The organism is Nitratireductor sp. ATLC21, from assembly GCF_057196525.1.
On the sequence record NZ_JBXUOU010000004.1, the window covers coordinates 178,553 to 195,416 of the forward strand.

General features: G+C 66.4%; 16 protein-coding genes. 3 read left to right on the forward strand and 13 right to left on the reverse strand.

Annotated features, from left to right (window positions below; all coding sequences use genetic code 11):
* Window positions 1-2: 2 nt before the first annotated feature.
* Together AC2CHD_RS18805 and AC2CHD_RS18810 are read left to right on the forward strand one after the other, a co-directional pair.
* A complete protein-coding gene (locus tag AC2CHD_RS18805) occupies window positions 3-833 on the forward strand; it encodes an amidohydrolase family protein (RefSeq protein WP_484554871.1) in 831 nt (276 codons plus the stop codon).
* Window positions 834-1,028: 195 nt separating this feature from the next.
* Window positions 1,029-2,246 (forward strand): GTP-binding protein, encoded by a 1,218-nt coding sequence (locus tag AC2CHD_RS18810; protein ID WP_484554872.1) that lies wholly within the window; start codon window positions 1,029-1,031, stop codon window positions 2,244-2,246.
* A 201-nt stretch (window positions 2,247-2,447) separates the two neighbouring features.
* Here the strand turns inward: AC2CHD_RS18810 and cobF are convergent, their stop codons facing one another.
* From cobF to cbiE, 8 genes are read right to left on the reverse strand one after another with little or no spacing between them, the layout of a single operon-like run.
* Window positions 2,448-3,209, reverse strand: a complete 762-nt coding sequence (cobF, locus tag AC2CHD_RS18815; protein ID WP_065817931.1) for a precorrin-6A synthase (deacetylating) — start codon at window positions 3,207-3,209, stop codon at window positions 2,448-2,450.
* Between the two features lie 2 nt (window positions 3,210-3,211).
* Complete coding sequence (gene cobT, locus AC2CHD_RS18820; RefSeq protein WP_484554873.1) at window positions 3,212-4,225, reverse strand: nicotinate-nucleotide--dimethylbenzimidazole phosphoribosyltransferase; 1,014 nt, start codon at window positions 4,223-4,225, stop codon at window positions 3,212-3,214.
* 9 nt (window positions 4,226-4,234) lie between these two features.
* Window positions 4,235-4,999 (reverse strand): adenosylcobinamide-GDP ribazoletransferase, encoded by a 765-nt coding sequence (gene cobS / locus AC2CHD_RS18825; RefSeq protein WP_484554874.1) that lies wholly within the window; start codon window positions 4,997-4,999, stop codon window positions 4,235-4,237.
* Window positions 5,000-5,003: 4 nt separating this feature from the next.
* Window positions 5,004-6,317, reverse strand: coding sequence for a cobyrinic acid a,c-diamide synthase CobB (locus AC2CHD_RS18830; protein WP_484554875.1), 1,314 nt, complete (start codon window positions 6,315-6,317; stop codon window positions 5,004-5,006).
* Window positions 6,314-7,090 (reverse strand): uroporphyrinogen-III C-methyltransferase, encoded by a 777-nt coding sequence (gene cobA / locus AC2CHD_RS18835; RefSeq protein WP_484554876.1) that lies wholly within the window; start codon window positions 7,088-7,090, stop codon window positions 6,314-6,316. Before cobA ends, AC2CHD_RS18830 begins: the two co-directional genes overlap by 4 nt.
* Entirely contained in the window at window positions 7,087-7,851 is a 765-nt protein-coding gene (gene cobM, locus AC2CHD_RS18840; RefSeq protein WP_484554877.1) for a precorrin-4 C(11)-methyltransferase, read from the reverse strand. Before cobM ends, cobA begins: the two co-directional genes overlap by 4 nt.
* Window positions 7,848-8,252 carry a cobalamin biosynthesis protein gene (locus tag AC2CHD_RS18845; RefSeq protein ID WP_484554878.1) on the reverse strand — a complete coding sequence of 135 codons (405 nt, stop codon included), beginning with the start codon at window positions 8,250-8,252 and terminating at the stop codon, window positions 7,848-7,850. The genes cobM and AC2CHD_RS18845 overlap by 4 nt, the downstream gene beginning before the upstream one ends.
* Window positions 8,231-9,478: a precorrin-6y C5,15-methyltransferase (decarboxylating) subunit CbiE gene (gene cbiE, locus AC2CHD_RS18850; protein WP_484554879.1), complete on the reverse strand. Its 1,248-nt coding sequence runs from the start codon at window positions 9,476-9,478 to the stop codon at window positions 8,231-8,233. The genes AC2CHD_RS18845 and cbiE overlap by 22 nt, the downstream gene beginning before the upstream one ends.
* On the opposite strand from cbiE, the gene AC2CHD_RS18855 reads away from it, so the two are divergent.
* On the forward strand, window positions 9,477-10,250 hold the full coding sequence (locus tag AC2CHD_RS18855; RefSeq protein WP_484554880.1) for a cobalt-precorrin-6A reductase: 774 nt from the start codon (window positions 9,477-9,479) through the stop codon (window positions 10,248-10,250). The genes cbiE and AC2CHD_RS18855 overlap by 2 nt on opposite strands.
* On the opposite strand, the gene AC2CHD_RS18860 is transcribed toward AC2CHD_RS18855, so the two are convergent.
* The 5 genes from AC2CHD_RS18860 to cobN are packed head-to-tail and all read right to left on the reverse strand — an operon-like array spanning window position 10,214 to window position 16,861.
* Window positions 10,214-10,978, reverse strand: coding sequence for a precorrin-3B C(17)-methyltransferase (locus AC2CHD_RS18860; protein WP_484554881.1), 765 nt, complete (start codon window positions 10,976-10,978; stop codon window positions 10,214-10,216). The genes AC2CHD_RS18855 and AC2CHD_RS18860 overlap by 37 nt on opposite strands.
* Entirely contained in the window at window positions 10,975-11,715 is a 741-nt protein-coding gene (locus AC2CHD_RS18865) for a precorrin-2 C(20)-methyltransferase (protein ID WP_484554882.1), read from the reverse strand. Before AC2CHD_RS18865 ends, AC2CHD_RS18860 begins: the two co-directional genes overlap by 4 nt.
* On the reverse strand, window positions 11,712-12,344 hold the full coding sequence (locus AC2CHD_RS18870) for a precorrin-8X methylmutase (protein WP_484554883.1): 633 nt from the start codon (window positions 12,342-12,344) through the stop codon (window positions 11,712-11,714). The genes AC2CHD_RS18865 and AC2CHD_RS18870 overlap by 4 nt, the downstream gene beginning before the upstream one ends.
* Window positions 12,345-13,532, reverse strand: a complete 1,188-nt coding sequence (gene cobG, locus AC2CHD_RS18875) for a precorrin-3B synthase (RefSeq protein ID WP_484554884.1) — start codon at window positions 13,530-13,532, stop codon at window positions 12,345-12,347.
* A complete protein-coding gene (gene cobN / locus AC2CHD_RS18880) occupies window positions 13,529-16,861 on the reverse strand; it encodes a cobaltochelatase subunit CobN (RefSeq protein ID WP_484554885.1) in 3,333 nt (1,110 codons plus the stop codon). Before cobN ends, cobG begins: the two co-directional genes overlap by 4 nt.
* Window positions 16,862-16,864 lie beyond the last annotated feature (3 nt).

Consider the following 16,864-nt stretch of genomic DNA (forward strand, 5'->3'; position numbering starts at 1 on the left):
CCATGCGCCGGATCGATGCCCACCAGCATTTCTGGAAACTTTCTCGTGGCGATTATGGCTGGCTGACGCCGGAGCTTTCCACGATCTACCGGGATTTCCTGCCCGACGATCTGATACCGCTCATGGCAGCCGAAGGCATTGTAGGCACGGTGCTGGTGCAGGCGGCGCCGAGCGATGCGGAAACGGATTTCATGCTCTCGCTGGCCAACGAGAACGCCTTCATCAGGGGCGTTGTCGGCTGGGTGGATTTCGAAAGCCCGGACGCACCGAGGCGCATCGCGGAGCTGGCTGCGCACGACAGGCTCAAGGGGCTGCGCCCCATGATTCAGGACATCCCCGACCCGGACTGGATGTTGCGGCCGCAACTCAATGCGGCTTTTCGCGCGCTCATCGATCACGGGCTCGTCTTCGATGCACTGGTGCTGCCACGCCACCTGAAAAATCTCGCCGTTCTGCTGGACCGCTATCCCGAAATGACCGTGGTGATCGACCATTGCGCCAAACCGGACATCGCATCGGGCGCATTCGAGGCGTGGGCTCAAGACATGGCGTCTCTTGCCACGCGCGAACAGGTCTCGTGCAAGCTTTCCGGCCTGGTGTCCGAGGCAGGTGAAAGCTGGAACCGTGAGAAACTCCAGCCCTATGCCGATCATGTGCTCGCGGTCTTCGGCCCGGAGCGTGTGATCTGGGGTAGCGACTGGCCGGTCTGTACGCTCGCCGCAAGCTATTCCGACTGGTGCGAAGCGACTGCCGCGCTGCTCCAGCGGTTTGATGCGGCGGACCGCGAGGCAATCCTCGGTGGCAATGCGGGGCGAATTTACGGGCTGAGCTGATCTCGTTCAGGGCTGCCGCCGGTATCACGGCCCTGAGCCTTCCCAAGCCAGTCACCACGCCACGCTCGCTCTGAGCCGGGCATCCATGCCGTTGCGGTCAATTTTCCTCCTGCTGCGCTTTCGTCCCAGCTCGCCCACTTGCGTATCTAAAATGTTATGATATTACATACCGAACGTCAGCCAGAGGAGCCATGCATGCCCAATCCGGACAAACGCCTGCCCGTCACCGTCCTTTCCGGCTTTCTGGGGGCGGGCAAGACGACGCTCTTGAACAATGTGCTCAGCAACAGGGCAGGCCGCAGGGTGGCGGTGATCGTCAACGACATGTCGGAAGTGAACATCGACGCCAACCTGGTGCGCGAGGGCGGCGCGAACCTTTCGCAGACCGACGAGAAGCTGGTAGAGATGACCAATGGCTGCATCTGCTGCACGCTGCGCGACGATCTCCTGAAGGAGGTGCGGCGCCTGGCAGCGGAAGGGCGGTTCGACTACCTGCTGATCGAATCCACCGGCGTTTCGGAACCGCTGCCGGTGGCGGCCACATTCGAATTCCGCGATGAGAAAGGCGTTAGCCTTTCCGATGTCGCACGGCTCGACACCATGGTCACGGTGGTCGACACGCTGAACCTGCTCGAAGACTATGCCAGCCATGATTTCCTGCGCGACCGGGGCGAGGTCGCGGGCGAGGGGGACGAGCGCACGCTTGTGGATCTTCTGGTCGATCAGATCGAGTTCGCCGACGTCGTGATCCTGAACAAGGTGAGCGACGCCGGGCCTGAACGTCTTGATGCCGCGCGCAAGATCGTGACCGCGCTCAACCCGGATGCGCAGATCATCGAAACCGATCATTCGCATGTTGCGCCCGAGCGCATCTTCGACACGGGGCTTTTCGATTTCGAGGCCGCGCACCAACACCCGCTCTGGGCCAAGGAGCTTTACGGCTTCGCCGATCATGTGCCGGAGACGGAGGAATATGGCGTTTCCTCCTTCGTCTATCGCGCCAGACGGCCCTTCCATCCGCAAAGGGTGCATCAGGTGCTGAACGCGCCACTGCCCGGCGTGATCCGCGCCAAGGGGCATTTCTGGATCGCGACGCGACCCGACTGGGTGGCGGAGTTCAGCTTGGCGGGCGCGCTTTCAAGCGTAAAGCCGCTGGGCACCTGGTGGGCGGCGGTTCCCCGCGAGCGGCATCCCACGCATCCCGAAGCCCGCGCCTTCATGGACCGCTACTGGCGCGAGCCCTATGGCGACCGGCGGCAGGAGCTGGTCTTCATCGGCACAGGCATGGACCGCGAGCGCATCACCGCAGCGCTGGATGCAGCGCTGGTGGGAAGCGAGACACGGTTTGATCCCGCAGAATTCCGTGCGCTGGCGGACCCTTTCCCGCGCTGGCAGCGGGCGCGGGCGGCCTGAGGGGCGGTGTGCCGGCAGCGCGTGTTCTCTCCCTCGCCCTTCGACAAGCTCAGGATGAGGGAGAGGACATGGATCGTGGTTAGAAACCCTGTTGAGCGGAAACGGGTATAATTAGCCCCCTCGCCACAGAAAGGTGAAGCGCCCACACAGCCCTCATCCTGAGCTTGTCGAAGGGCGAGGGCGGGATGAAGTCCGCCGAACCTACCGCCTCACCCGCAGGAGATAGGTATCCATGATCCAGCCCTTGTCTTCCCGCGCTCTGGCCCGCGTCTCCACAATCTGCTCCATCACCTCCCCCAGCAGCCCACTAACCAGAAGCTCATCCGCCGTGCCGAGATAGGCCCCCCAGAAAATCTCGTAAGCATCGCCGTCGAGCGTCTGAAAGGCGCAGTCGCCGTCGAGCATGACGAGAAGCGTGTCGGCGTTGGGCGGAAAGCCCTCCGCCTTCAGCCGCCTTCCGGTGGTGATCAGCACCGAGCCGCCAATCCTGTTGATCGGCATATGGTGGCTGGCCGCGAGCGCCTGAATGCTGGTGATGCCCGGCACCACTTCCAAGGCGACCGCAAGCGCCGTCTCGCGGCGCATGTGCTCGATGATGCGCAGCGTGCTGTCATAGAGCGAAGGATCGCCCCAGACGAGGAAGGCAGCACAGCCCGTCTCGCCCGTATGCGCCGCAAGCAGATCGCCATAGGCGCGGGCGATGGCCATGTGCCAGTCGTCCACGCCCTGGCGATAGCTCGGATTGGCCGCGTCACGCACCGGCAGGTCGAATTCCACGACCCGCGTCTGCCGGTTCTCCAGAAACCGCTCACAGATGACGCGGCGCAGATCGGCCAGATCCTCTTTCGCCTCGCCCTTGCGGGGGATCAGGATCACGTCTGCCCGGTTCAGTGCGTTGATGCCCTGAACCGTCATGTGTTCGGGATTGCCGGTGCCAATGCCGATGAGCGAGAGCGTGCGCATGGTCAACCGTCCGATACGCCGGCTTCGGCGAAAGTCGCCATGCCGTTGTGGCAGGCAAGTGCTGCGCGCAGAATGTTGATCGCAAGGCATGCGCCGGAGCCTTCCCCAAGGCGCATGTCGAGGTCGAGCAGTGGCTGGAGGCGGAGTTCGGCAAGCAGTTTGCGGTGGCCGGGCTCGGCGGAAACGTGGCCGGCAATGACGTGCGCCAGACCGCCCTCGCCAAGGCACGCGAGCGGCGCGACTGCCGATCCGCACACGAACCCGTCGAGCAGCAGCGGAATGCGCTTCTGCCGCGCGGCGAGGGCTGCGCCGAACATGGCGGCAAGCTCGCGACCGCCGACACGGCGCAGCGCCTCCAGCGGATCGGAAAGTGCCTCGCCATGGCAGGCAAGGGCGGCATCCACGGCCTCCGCCTTGCGCGAAAGGCCGGCATCGTCGACGCCTGTTCCGCGCCCGACCCAATCCGCGCCCCCGCCACCGAAAAGAGCCGCGGCCAGCGCGGCGGCGGCGGTGGTGTTGCCGATGCCCATTTCCCCGAGTGCCACGAGATCGGCTCCCTCCGGCACCGCATCGAAACCGGTCTGGACGGCGGTCAGAAAGCTGGCTTCCTCCATGGCCGGCGCTTGCGTGAAATCCGCCGTGGGGCGCTCGATCTCCAGCGGCGTGACGGTGAGGCTCGCGCCGGACTGCTTTGCCAACTGGTTGATGGCCGCGCCGCCGGCAGAGAAATTCGCCACCATCTGCGCCGTCACCTCAGCCGGGAAGGCGGAAACGCCCCGCGCGGTCACGCCATGGGAGCCGGCAAAGATCAACACATGGACCCGGTCGAGCGCAGGCTTTTCGCGCGCCTGCCAGCGAGCCAGCAGGATGGCTGCCTCTTCCAGCCGGCCAAGACTGCCGGGCGGCTTGGTAAGCACGGCCTGGCGGGCGGTTGCAGCCTGGGCGGCGTCCTCGTCTCCATTGGGGCGGTCGTTACAGGCGGTGCGCAGATCGTCGATCGAGGGAAAGCGGGTCATGGAAATCCTTCAGGTGAAATGAGCAACGGCGGCGATGAGCACGATGGTTTCGGCTAGTTGCTGCAGTGCGCCGAGCACATCGCCCGTCTGCCCGCCAATCTGCTTTTCGGCGAGCCACTTGATGAAGAAGAGCGCGAGAGCGAGAAGCGGCGCAGCCACCAACGCAAAGCCGGGATCGAAAAGGAAAAGCAGCGCAGCGCCAATCGCGAGCGCAACGAAAACGGTGCCTGGTCCCGGACGCCCTGCGCCTGCCGAAAGCCCGTTTTCGCGCGCCGGTGGCGAAAGGCGCATCAGCGCCGGCATGAGTGCGCGCGAGGCCGCATGCGCCAATAGAAGGACGGGAATGGCCACGAAGCCGAGCGCCACGAGCGCCGACCAGCGCAAGAGAAACGAGAGGATCAGCGCGGCGACACCATAAGAGCCGATGCGGCTGTCCTTCATGATGGCGAGCTTCTTCTCGCGCGTCGAACCGCCGCCGAAACCATCGGCCACGTCTGCAAGCCCGTCCTCATGCAGCCCGCCGGTCACAAGCGTCCCCACCGCCAGCGCGAGCGCAGCGGCAATGGCGGCCGGCAGTCCGAGCATCGCCGCGCCGATCAGCACCGCACTGCAAATCGCACCAACCACCAGACCGGCCAGAGGCGCCGCCCATTGGGCGGCGGCAAACCAGTGCGCCGGCATCTGGAACGCCGGCAGAGGCAGCCGCGTGTAAAAGCCCAGACAGGCGGCCACATCGCGAAGGGCTGTCATGAGCATCGAGCGGGGTTCGGCCATGGCGTCAGCTCCGCGCTATCGCGTGAAAATAGGTGCCGGAGACATGCCCGCGCCGCGCGCCGGAGGGGCCGAGCGCGCGGCCCTGCCCATCCGCGAGCATGGCGAGCGGCGCATCGCTGCCCGGTTCCACCAGCCGCGAATAGTGGAATTCGTGGCCACGGATCGTCTCGCCCTTGCTGCCGATGGCGCAGTCGCTCATGAGCGTGGCCTGCCGATAGCCGAGATTCATCTTGCGCTTCGCATAGCTCGTCACGTGAGAAAGCAGACCCAGCATGGCGTGGCGAACGCCCTCGGCATCCTCCAGCGCCTCACCCAGAACCATGAACCCGCCGCACTCGCCGTGAATGGGCCTCTTCTCCGCGAAAGCCTTCATCGAAGCGCGAAAATTCTCCGCAGCGGCGATCCGCCCCGCATGAAGTTCGGGATACCCACCCGGCAGCCAGCAGGCGTCGGCGCTCTCCGCCGGCCCCTCGTCGGCAAGCGGCGAGAAGGTCAGAAGCTCCGCACCCGCCTGGCGCCAGTGGTGGGCGAGATGCGGGTAAACGAAGCTGAAGGCCGCATCCTGCGCGATGGCGATGCGCTGGCCCGGCGGCGGCAGAAGCCGCGCCGCATCCCCCGCCTGCATGGAAAGCGGCACGGCAGCCTTCATCACGGCATCGAGATCGATGGCCTGTTCCATCACATCGGCAAGCCGCTCGATGAAAGCTTCGAGCGCGGCATGTTCGCTCGCCTGCACAAGGCCCAGATGCCGCTCTGGCAGCGCCATGTCCGGGTTGCGGTACACCGCGCCCAGCACCGGAATGCCGATGGCCTCGATGGCGTCACGCGCCATCGCCTCATGACGCGGGCTCGCCACCTGGTTGAGCACCACGCCGGCAATCCGCACTTGCGGGTCGTAGGCGGCAAAACCCTTTGCCAGCGCAGCAGCCGTCTGCGACTGGCCGGACACATCAAGAATGACCACGCAGGGCACGTCATAAAGCCGCGCGATGTCGGCTGCCGCACCGGATCGTCCCGGTTCCGAAACGATGCCGTCGAACAGGCCCATGGCGCTCTCGATCAAAAGCATGTCGGCGTCTTCGCTTTGCCGGCTTCCAAGATGGGCGAGCAAATCCGGGTGCATGGCCCAGCTGTCCAGATTGACGCCCGGTTGCCCCGTCGCCGCCTGATGAAAACCGGGATCGATATAGTCGGGGCCGGATTTCGCGCCGCGCACGGCAAGACCGCGCCTCCTGAGCGCGCGCATCAGGCCGATGGTGACGCTGGTCTTGCCCGAGCCCGAACGGGCCGCGCCGATGATGATCGCCCGCGCCGTCATGACAGCGCCTCGCGCAACGCGACGATGCCGCCGATGACGATGATGGAAGGGGAGCCGAAGCCCTGTTCTTCGGCCTGCGAAACAAGGGACGAGAGCGTGGTGGTGAGAATGCGTTCGTCCGGCTTGGTCGCATTCATGATGAGGGCTGCCGACGTGTCGCCCGCCGTACCGCCGGAGGAGAGCGCGTCCACGATCAGGGCGAGCTTGTGCATTCCCATATAGATGACGATTGGCTGACCGGTTTTTGCCAGCGCCGCCCAGTCCAGATCGTCCGGCGTGCCGGCGGCGTGGCCGGTGGCGAAGATCACCGCCTTGTTCACACCGCGCATGGTGGCGGGAATGCCCGCATCGGCGAGCGCCCCCACCGCCGAGGTGATGCCCGGCAGAAAGCGGAAGGGAATGCCGGCAAGCGCCAGCGCCAGCGCTTCCTCGCCGCCACGGCCGAACATGTTCGGGTCACCGCCTTTCAGCCGCAGAACCCTGTGCCCCGCCTCGGCCTCGGCCACCATCAGCCGGTTGATTTCATCCTGCGCCGTGGAGGGTTGGCCAGCGCGTTTGCCGACGAAAATGTGCCGGGCCTCCGGCGCCGCCTTCAGGATCTCCGGGTCCACCAGCGCGTCATAGATCACCACATCCGCCGCATCGAGCGCGGCCAGAACACCGAGCGTCAGGCAGGCAAAGCCGCCCGGCCCGGCGCCGGCAAGCCACACATGGCCCGGCTCAAAGGGCACTGGCTCAAAAGGCAGGCGGCTCAACGCCTCATTCAGGCTCATAATCCCTCCCGTCCGCGAAACCGGCGCTGATAATCGGCGCTGTAGAGCGCGCTTTCACGAAAATCCTCGGCTCCCAGCCCCGGCCCGACGAGAATGAGCGCCGTGCGCTCTATGGGATCTTTCGCCATCTCCGCTTCGATGGTGGAAAGCGTGCCGCGCAGAATGCGCTCGTCTGCCCAGCTAGCGCGAGCGACAATGGCGACCGGGCAGTCGGGGCCGTAATGCGGGGTCAGTTCCTTCACCACCCGGTCGAGCGCGTGAATGGCCAGGTGAATGGCGAGTGTCGTGCCGGTGGCCGCGAAATTGGCGAGTGTTTCACCCTCCGGCATTTTCGAGGCGCGGCCGGACATGCGGGTCAGGACGAGGCTCTGCGCCACTTCCGGAATGGTGAGCTCGCGCCCCAGCGCCGCCGCCGCCGCCGAGAAGGACGGCACGCCCGGCGTCAGCGTGTAATCGATGCCGAGTGCGGCAAGACGGCGGATCTGTTCGGCAACCGCGCTCCAGACGGAAAGATCGCCCGAATGCAGCCGGGCGATATCCTCGCCCGCTTCATGGGCGCGGATATATTCCGCCTCGATCTCTTCAAGCGACATGGGCGCGGTGTTGACGATGCGTGCGCCGGGCGGGCAATGCGCCAGCAATTCCTCCGGCACCAGCGAACCCGCATAAAGGCAGACCGGGCAGCGCGCGATCAGGTCACGGCCGCGAACGGTGATGAGGTCGGCAGCGCCCGGTCCGGCGCCAATGAAATGAACGGTCATGATTTTCTTCCGGTGGTCGCGATGGCGCAGGTCACGCCGTCAAGTGTGAGCCTCGGCCCGAGAAGCCGGGCGGCTGGGCCGCAGACGGCCAGCGCCGCCGCCTCCGAGGCCGATGGCAGGCCGGTGGTGGAAAGCGCCTGTTCCGAGCGGGTCAGGCAGTGCGCAGCCGCTGCCTGCAGTGCATTTTCATCGGCGATGGAAAGCGGCAGGCCAAGCGCCTTTGCCGCGTCCGCCAGGCCGGGCTCGTTACGCTTCTGCGGCACGGTCGCCAGCGCATCGAGCCTGTCCCGTGCGATGTCGTGCATTGTCAGGGCGGCGTCGAGTGCGGCAAGAACGGCCTCGCGCGAAACACCTTTTCTGGCTCCAAACCCGGCGCAGATCATGGCTTCCTCCAGCGCCATTGAAGCACCGGCATGGCCGGGCGCAGCGCCCTCATGGTGCCAACGGGCGCAGCGCGCGCGATGGCGATCTCGATCAGCTCTCCGCCGTGCCGCCCGTGGCAGTCGATCAGAAGCGCCTGCGTTTCGAGCGTCACCCCGTTGGCGACAAGCCGGCCTCCGGCTCCAAGAGCGGCAATCGCCGCCTCCATCAGCCCCGGCACGGTCGCCCCGCCACCGATGAAAACCACATCTGGCGCGGCAAGGCCCGCGAGCACGGCGGGAGCCTTTCCCTCAACCACGGTGAGCTGCGGCACGCCCATGCGCTCCGCGTTGCGGGCAATGCGCGCCGCGCGCTCCCCGTCCGCCTCGATGGCGATGGCGCTCAGCGATGGGTGCTGCCGCAGCCACTCGATGGAAATGGAGCCTGAACCCGCTCCGATGTCCCAGAGCCGTTCACCGCGTTTCGGGGCAAGCGCCGACAGGGTGACGGCCCGCACCTCCGCTTTGGTGATCTGCCCGTCATGCTCGAAAAGCCCGTCTTCAAGCCCGGTTCCAAGCGGCAGGATGCGTGCATCCTCATCCGCCGCCACCTCAATGGCGACGACGTTCAGATCGTCAAAACCGTCTGCCGAAAGCGCGGAAGCCATGAAGCTGACATGCCGTTCGCGTGGTCCGCCCAACGCTTCCAGCACGTGAAAGCGCGAGGGGCCAAAGCCCTCAGTCGTGATCAGCTCTGCAATCGCAGCCGGAGCCGCGCCATCGGATGTGAGCGCGAGAATGCGCGCGCCGGGATGAAGCAGCGGGCGGATCGGCGCGATGGGCCTGCCATGCAGAGAAACCGTCTCGACCGATTGCAGCGGCCAGCCAAGCCGGGCAGCCGCAAGCGCAAAAGAGGAAGGTGCGGAAAAGACCCGCATTTCCTCTGCCGGAATGCGCCGCGCCAGCGTCGCGCCAACGCCGAAATGAAACGGATCGCCGGAGGCAAGCACACAAACGTTCTTGCCCCTCAGCGCTTCGATTTCATCGACCGCCTTATCGAAAGGCGAGGGCCATTGCCGCCGCTCGGCCGCAATCTCCTCTGCCGCAAGTTCGAGATGCCGCGCACCGCCGAAGACGATTTCGGCATCGGCAATCGCTCTGCGTGCTTCGTCACCGAGCCCCGCCAGCCCATCCTCGCCGATCCCCACGATGGCAAGCCAGCGCTGAGAGCTTTCCGCCTGACTGCAAAATGCTCTAGAAGACGTCATGGCGAACCAAACCCTTCTCATTCTTGGCGGAACCGGCGAGGCGCGGCGGCTGGCAGCGCGGCTTTGCGCGCGGGGCGGGCTGCGTGTCGTCACCTCGCTTGCCGGGCGCACAAGCGCGCCTGAGACCCTGCCCGGCGAGGTGCGCGTGGGCGGTTTCGGCGGTGCCGAGGGGCTTGCGCTTTATCTCAAGGACCAACGCGTCGACCTGATGGTGGACGCCACGCATCCCTTCGCCGCGCGCATGGCGCGCAATGCGGCCAAGGCGGCCCGCCTGACCGGCGTTCCGCTCATCACGCTCATGCGTTCCGCCTGGCAGCCGGTCGCCGGCGACAATTGGCAGAGCGCGTCCGGCATGGCCGAGGCGGCCACGCTGCTCGGAACCGATCCCCGGCGCGTTTTCCTCGCAATCGGCCGGCAAGAGGTGCAGGCGTTCCGCGCGGCGGCGCAGCATCATTATCTGGTGCGCAGCGTGGAGCCGGTGGAGCCCGCTCACCTGCCGCCGAACGCTCACTGCATTCTCGCGCGCGGGCCGTTCTGCGAAGACGATGAGATTGCCCTTCTCACCGAACACCGCATCGACATCGTGGTCGCAAAGAACAGCGGCGGCACCGCAACCTATGGCAAGATCGCGGCGGCGCGCAGGCTTGGTCTGCCCGTCGTCATGATCGACCGGCCAAAGCCGGCGGACGCGGCCATTGTGGCCGGTGTCGAGGAAGCCATGACTGCAATCGAGGCTCATCTGGCGGCTCCGCTGGCCGAGCGCGGCGCATAGACCAACGGCGATTTGCCCGGGCGTTCGATCAGGCGCGTTTCAGGCGAACCGATGATGACACAGGTGGCCATGTCGGCCATCTCGCCACGCGCCTCGTTCAACGGAACGATCGCCATGCGCTCGTCGGGCCGGCCCGCGGCGCGGCCGAACACGACCGGCGTGGACGCCGGCAGAATGCCGCTCAACAGTTCGAAGGCGCGGCCAAGCTGCCAGGGCCGGGCGCGGCTGATCGGATTGTAGAGCGCGATCACGAAGCCCGCGCCGGCGACGGCCGCAAGCCGCTTTTCGATCAGTTCCCAGGGTTTCAGATTGTCCGAAAGCGATATGGCGCAGAAATCATGGCCGAGCGGCGCGCCCACGCGGGCCGCCACGGCCAACATGGCCGTCAGCCCCGGCACGATCTCCAGATCGAGCGCGCGCCAGTCCTCAGGCCCGTGCTCGATGGCCTCGCACACCGCCGCTGCCATGGCGAAGACGCCCGCATCCCCACCCGAAACCACGGCCACATGCCTGCCTTGGGCCGCCATGGTGAGCGCCGCCTTCGCGCGGGCAAGCTCTTCCCGGTTGTCGGAGGCATGGCGGGTCTGGCCATCGTTCAGTTCGAGCCGGTCGAGATACGGGCCATAGCCGAAGAAATCGCTGGCCGCCGCAATCGCCGCCCGTGCCTCCGGCGTCGTCTGGGCCGGCTTTCCGGGGCCGGTGCCGATGATGACGAGACGCCCGCTCATGTCACCGCCTCGCCGGGCTTTGCCTGCCAGCCCGGTCCGAGCACCAGTGAGAAATAGGGGGCCGTGTCGTCCGCCTTCTCGGCGAGCGGGGTCATGCTCGTATTGTCCATGGTGCCGCGTTCCACATAGACGGTGACGCCAAGCCTGCCGGCGCGGGCCAGCGCCCTGCGGATTTTCGGCAGATTGCGCCCCACCTTCATGATGACGAAGGCCTCCGTGTCGCTCACGCGGCGCACAAGCTCATCTTCATCGAGCGTGCCGGGCAGAACCGTCATGATGTCGTCGCCCTGAACGATGGCGATGCCCGCCTGCGACCAGCAGCCCGACATGGCGGTAATGCCGGGGATCACCTCAGTTCGATGCTGCGCGGCAAGCCGCACATGCAGATGCATGTAGGAGCCGTAAAACAGCGGATCGCCCTCGCTCAGAACGGCAACCGTGCGCCCCGCTTTCAGATGCGCTTCCACCGCGCGCGCCGAAGCTTCGTAAAAGCCGGTGATGGCCGCGATATAGCGCGGGTCGGCCTTGTCGATCTCGGTGGTAACGGGATATTCGAGCGGCAGTTCCTCGATGCCTTCCGGCAACACCCCTTCGACCGTGCGGCGGGCATTGCCCCGACGACCGCGCTTGGCGAAATGGGCCACCACATCCGCCCGCTCCAGCGCTTTCAGCGCCTTGACGGTGATGAGTTCGGGATCGCCGGGTCCGGTGCCGACGCCAATCAGGGTTCCGCTCACAGTCCGGCCCTCGCAAGTGCGTTGATCGCCGCTGCCGTCATGGCGCTGCCGCCCATGCGGCCGCGCACGATGGCAAAGGGAATGCCAAGCCCGCTCTCGGCAAGGGCCTCCTTCGATTCCATCGCGCCGACGAAACCGACCGGCATGCCAATGATGGCGGCGGGCTTCGGCGCGCCGGCGCGCAGCATGTCGAGCAGGTAGAAGAGTGCTGTCGGTGCATTGCCGATGGCCACCACCGCGCCCTCCATGTGATCGCGCCACAGTTCCAGCGCAGCGGCGGAACGCGTGTTGCCAAGCTTTTGTGCAAGCTCCGGCGTGCGCGCATCGCGCAAGGTGCAGATCACATCGTTTTCGGCGGGCAGCCGCGTGCGGGTGACGCCGCGCGCCACCATCTCCGCATCGCACAGGATCGACGCTCCGGCTTCCAGCGCCGCGCGGCCAGCCGCCACAAACCCCTCGGAAAAGACGAAATGTCTTGCGGCCTCCACAAGCCCGCAGGCGTGGATCATGCGGATGGCGACATCGGCCTCTTCCGCGCTGAAACGCGCGAGATCGGCCTCGGCGCGGATGATCGCGAACGACTTTTCATAGATGGCGTTGCCGTCGCGTATGTATTCGGTTTCTTGCATTCAGCCTGACTTTCGAAGAAGGGCGGCGCGCAGCGTCTCGCCGCGCTCGATGAGGAAGGTGCGAAGGCGTTCAGAAGGTTTTGTGCCAACGGAGGAAAGGGTGCAGCAACCCTCAGCCGCGATCAGGTTCACCACGGAGCCCGTGGGCTGGGCGCAACGTTTTTCGCAGGCCGAAAGGTGGAGGCGGAACGGGCCATCGGGCAGACCCGCCGCAGCCGCCTCGGCGGCAAGCGCCTTGGCATCGAACCGCGCCGAGGCGCATGCCGGCGCGCCGGCGCAGGCCGCTATGGAAAGACGCGGATCACGCCCGGACGTGACAAAGCCCAGAGCCTCAGCCGCCCGCAACAGCTTTTCCTGCCGGGGCTCATCGAGCCCGATCACCAGCAGGCCGCTACGCGGCGCAAGGCGAATTTCCCTTGCATCGGATACAGCCTCGCAGAGCGCCACCAGCGCTTCCGCTGCGACCTGGCCGAAGGGCAGGGCGATGCCCAGCGCGTTTTCCCCGCCTGCCATGGCGAACGGGCCGACCGGTGCCGCATCGGCGCGTGGCGCATGTGTCTTCACCGGCTCAAGCCCGGCGCTCAGCGCGTTCGTTTCCTCAGGCGTGAAATCGCGCGCGCGTCCGCCGGTCTGCGCCAGGAGGTCGAGAATGGCGAGCGCCCTGTCGCCTGCCATACGTTCATCCCCCGCACCCAGCCAATGCGCGGTCGCGCCATTGCCGCCGATGCCGATCAGCCATTGCCCGTCGTCTGTCATGATGAGCTTTGTGTCGGCGCTGATCGCATCGAGATTCAGTGCGCCGCCGCAATCGACCGTGACGGATACCTTTGGCGCGAGCAACGCAGCATAACCACACTCTGTCACATGCGCATTGATCTGCTCTGCAAGCGGCTGGGCCGGCGCAAGCGGTCCCGTTTCCACCGCGAAGCCATCGACGGGACCAAGATCGAGCGCGTTGATTTCCGTGGCAAACAGGGGCGTGCTTTGGGCCGTCAGTCCGCGTATCTGCAATTTTCCACGCGCGGTCACTTCCAGAATTCCGTTGCCATGACGGCGCGCGGCGCGGGCGATGCCCGCGAGTTTTTCAGGCGTCAGCGCGCCATGGGCCGGCGCAATCCGCGCGAGCAGCCCGTCGCCGGTCTTCATGGGGGCGGAGAGTGTGGGGCAAGCGCCGCGCCGCATCGTCATGCTGTCGCCTCCGCAAGAAGTGCGGCGAGATCGGCATCGACGGAATTGCGGCGGGGGTGCCACAGGCCGCGTTTGCGGGCGGCGTAAAACCGTTCCGCCATCGCATGCGCCGCGGCGGGGTTTTCCGCCAGAAGAAAATCACGCACACGCTCATCACCGAGATAGGCATCGAACACGGCATCGATCAGGTTGCCTGAAACCGCATCCGTGGTCTCCGCAAAGCCGATCAGCCGGTCCACCGTTTCCGTCAGTTCCGCAGCACCGCGCGGGCCGTGGCGCAACTGGCCTTCGATGAAGCGTGGATTGACGGCACGCGCGCGCACGGTGCGGGCAATGGCCTGCGCCAGAGAGCGGGCGCGCGGGCGCTCCGGATCGGTCGTGTCGAGCACCACCAGATCGGCCTTGCCGCCCAGCGCTTCCACCGCCGCCGCGAACCCGCCGATAAAGGCCACATCCGCCGAACCTTCGAGAATGTCGCGCCCGGCATCGTCGCCGGTGTGGATGAGCATGTCGGCATCGGCGACCTGCCTCGCAAACGCGCCGTCTTCCAGCCGGCCTTCGCCCTCCGCACCGCCGAAGGCATAGGCCCCGGCGGCGAGATAGGCTTCGCCCAGCTCGGTGCGTTCCTGCCAGTCGCCGCGCGCGAGCTTTTCTTCCGGCCCCGCGCCATAAGTGCAGGGAGCCGAGCCGAAAATGCGCGCCGGCGCTTTGCCGGCTTTTCGGGCGGCGGCGGCTAACGGGTTTTCGCTGTCGTCCTCGTCGCGCGCGGCCACGGCGGCAACCGCCGTATCGAGAAGCGCGATCTGGGTGGGGAACATGTCGCGGAACAGGCCGGAAATGCGCCACGTCACGTCGATGCGCGGGCGGCCAAGGCTGGCCGGCGGCAAAACTTCGATGCCCGTCACACGGCCGGTCGCCTGATCCCATTGCGGGCGGCAGCCCATCAGCGCCAGCCCCTGTGCGATCTCCTCGCCACCAGTGCGCAGGCTGGCGCTGCCCCACAGGTCGATCACCAGCGAGCGCGGCCAGTCGCCATGCTCCTGCAGATAGCCGCGCACGGCCTCATCCGCCGCGTTTCTGCCAAGTGCGGTTGCGGTTGGCGTCGGCAGGGTGCGCGGATCGGCGGTGAAGATGTTGCGGCCGGTCGGCAGAACATCGGTGCGCCCCCGCGCCGGTGCGCCGGAGGGGCCGGGCGCGATGTGCCGGCCATCGAGTGCGGCCAGAAGCGCACGCTTCTCGCTCTCCGCGCAGGCGCGTCGTTCGGGCGCTTCATCCATGCCGCTGCCCCGGCCATAAATGTGCAGCCCGTCCTTGATGGCGAAATCTTTCAGATCGCAAAGCCAGGCATCGATCTGCATCAGCGCTGCATCCGTGTCGCCCGTGTCCTCAACGCCGGCATCGCGGGTGAGGCCCGTCCGCTCGGCGGTTTCCACGATCAGCTGCGCCAGCCGGTCGCGGCGGCGGCGGTCCAGCCCGTCGGCCTGCGCATATTCATCCACCAGCCGTTCCAGTTCCTGCTGATCCTGCGAGAACCCTGCGCCCGCCAGTGGCGGCGTCAGATGCCCAAGCGTCACCGCGCCAATGCGGCGCTTGGCCTGCGCGGCTTCGCCCGGATTGCTGACGATGAAGGGATAGACCACCGGCAGCGCACCAGCCACGATCTCCGGAAAACAGGTTTCCGTCAGCGCCACGGTCTTGCCCGGCAGCCATTCCAGCGTGCCATGCGCACCCACATGGATCAGCGCATGCGCATCAAGCGCCTCCCGCATCCAGTGACCGAAGGCGACAAGCGCATGGCGCGGCGCAAGCGTCGGGTCGTGATAATCCACGCGCCGGTCCGCCGAGCGCCCCCGGTCGGGCGCAAGCGCCACGGTGACATTTCCAAATCGCGCCGCGCGGAACGGAAAGAAGTCATCTTCCGCATCGTCTTCCGCCGGTCCCCATGTGGCGAGCAGTGTTTCGCGCGCCTCTTCGGGCAGCGCATCGAAGGCCTGCCGGTATTCATCCAGCGAAAGCGCTTCCGATGGCTGTTCAAGCCGCTGCATCAGCGCCCTTGGAGTCTCCGGAACATCAGAAACCGCATAACCCGCTTCACCGAGGTCATGCAGCATGGCAAGCACGCTCGATGGCACGTCGAGCCCCACCGCATAGCCGGTGCGCCCGGGCGCACTCGGATAATCCGGGATGAGAACGACAATGCGGCGCTCCGCCGCCGGTGTGCGGCCGAGTTTCAGAAACGCGGCGATCCTTGCCGCGACCTGCCTTATGCGCTCCGGTTCGGGCCGGTTGCGCTGAACGCCGAAGGAAAGCCCTTCGTCCAGCGCTGCCTCGTCCTTGAAGGAAATCGCACCGGCCATCAGCCGGCCATCGAGTTCCGGCAGCACCACATGCATGGCGAGGTCCGCAGGCGCGAGACCGCGCTGGCCTTCCTGCCACGCTTCGCGCCGCGTGGTGGCGGTGACCACCTGAAAAACCGGCACACCAAAGCGGTCGAACAGTGTTTTTTCGCCGGGCTCCGCGCCGCTGGAAAACGCCGTCGCGGTGATGAGCGCCTCAGGCTTCAACGTCTCTACGGCATCCCGCACGAAACCGGGGGCAACCGGGTCACGCAGGCTGGAAACGAACACCGGCGCGGCGCACACGCCCTGTTCCTCAAGCGCCTCCACCAGCGCGTCGATGGGCGCGACATCGCTGGCAAGCAGCATGGAGCGGTAGAAGAGAATGGGAACGATTGCCCTGCCGGGCTGCGCGGCAAAGAAGCCCGCCTCCACGATGCCATGGCCCGGCGCATAGAAGCCTGCCTTGGCGACCGGTTTGGCTTCCGGCGCTTCGAGCTCCCGCCCCGCAAGGCGCGCCATCTGCATGGTCAGCGCGCGCATATTGTCCGGCCCGCCCTCGCGGAAGCACGCAAGCAGCGCCGCGCGCGCTTCAGCCGAAACGGTGGAGCGCTCGGCAAGGCGCGGGTCGTCCTGATGGCATTCGCCCGGCAGCAGCGCCAGCGCGATGTCCTTGTCTCGCGCAAGTTCCGCCAGCCGGTCGCAGCCATAGCGCCACCACTCATAGCCCCCAAGCACCCGCACCAGAATGGTGCGGGCGTGCGCTGCCGTGTTGTCGATCCACAGATCGACCGACATGGGGTGTCTGAGGTCACGCAAGGCGGCAAGGCGCAGCGAGGGCAGGGCCTCGCGGTTCGCCTGCCACGCAGAGGCGATCCCCGCCAGATCGCTGTCGGTAAACGACAACGCCACCATATCCGCCGGCGACTGTTGCAGATCGACAGGCTCGATCAGGTCGTCCAGAGAGGCGGTGGTGGTGGCAAGGATGTGCATCGG

Bases quoted from the DNA above. Each gene is read 5' to 3' on its own strand.
- AC2CHD_RS18810 (WP_484554872.1), top strand. From the start codon at position 1,029: ATGCCCAATCCGGACAAACGCCTGCCCGTCACCGTCCTTTCCGGCTTT.
- cbiE (WP_484554879.1), bottom strand. From the start codon at position 9,478: ATGACGTCTTCTAGAGCATTTTGCAGTCAGGCGGAAAGCTCTCAGCGC.
- cobS (WP_484554874.1), bottom strand. From the start codon at position 4,999: ATGGCCGAACCCCGCTCGATGCTCATGACAGCCCTTCGCGATGTGGCC.
- cobA (WP_484554876.1), bottom strand. From the start codon at position 7,090: ATGAGCCTGAATGAGGCGTTGAGCCGCCTGCCTTTTGAGCCAGTGCCC.
- AC2CHD_RS18860 (WP_484554881.1), bottom strand. From the start codon at position 10,978: ATGAGCGGGCGTCTCGTCATCATCGGCACCGGCCCCGGAAAGCCGGCC.
- cobM (WP_484554877.1), bottom strand. From the start codon at position 7,851: ATGACCGTTCATTTCATTGGCGCCGGACCGGGCGCTGCCGACCTCATC.
- cobG (WP_484554884.1), bottom strand. From the start codon at position 13,532: ATGACGATGCGGCGCGGCGCTTGCCCCACACTCTCCGCCCCCATGAAG.
- AC2CHD_RS18830 (WP_484554875.1), bottom strand. From the start codon at position 6,317: ATGACGGCGCGGGCGATCATCATCGGCGCGGCCCGTTCGGGCTCGGGC.
- cobF (WP_065817931.1), bottom strand. From the start codon at position 3,209: ATGCGCACGCTCTCGCTCATCGGCATTGGCACCGGCAATCCCGAACAC.
- AC2CHD_RS18870 (WP_484554883.1), bottom strand. From the start codon at position 12,344: ATGCAAGAAACCGAATACATACGCGACGGCAACGCCATCTATGAAAAG.
- AC2CHD_RS18855 (WP_484554880.1), top strand. From the start codon at position 9,477: ATGGCGAACCAAACCCTTCTCATTCTTGGCGGAACCGGCGAGGCGCGG.
- AC2CHD_RS18845 (WP_484554878.1), bottom strand. From the start codon at position 8,252: ATGGCGCTGGAGGAAGCCATGATCTGCGCCGGGTTTGGAGCCAGAAAA.
- cobT (WP_484554873.1), bottom strand. From the start codon at position 4,225: ATGACCCGCTTTCCCTCGATCGACGATCTGCGCACCGCCTGTAACGAC.
- AC2CHD_RS18805 (WP_484554871.1), top strand. From the start codon at position 3: ATGCGCCGGATCGATGCCCACCAGCATTTCTGGAAACTTTCTCGTGGC.
- cobN (WP_484554885.1), bottom strand. From the start codon at position 16,861: ATGCACATCCTTGCCACCACCACCGCCTCTCTGGACGACCTGATCGAG.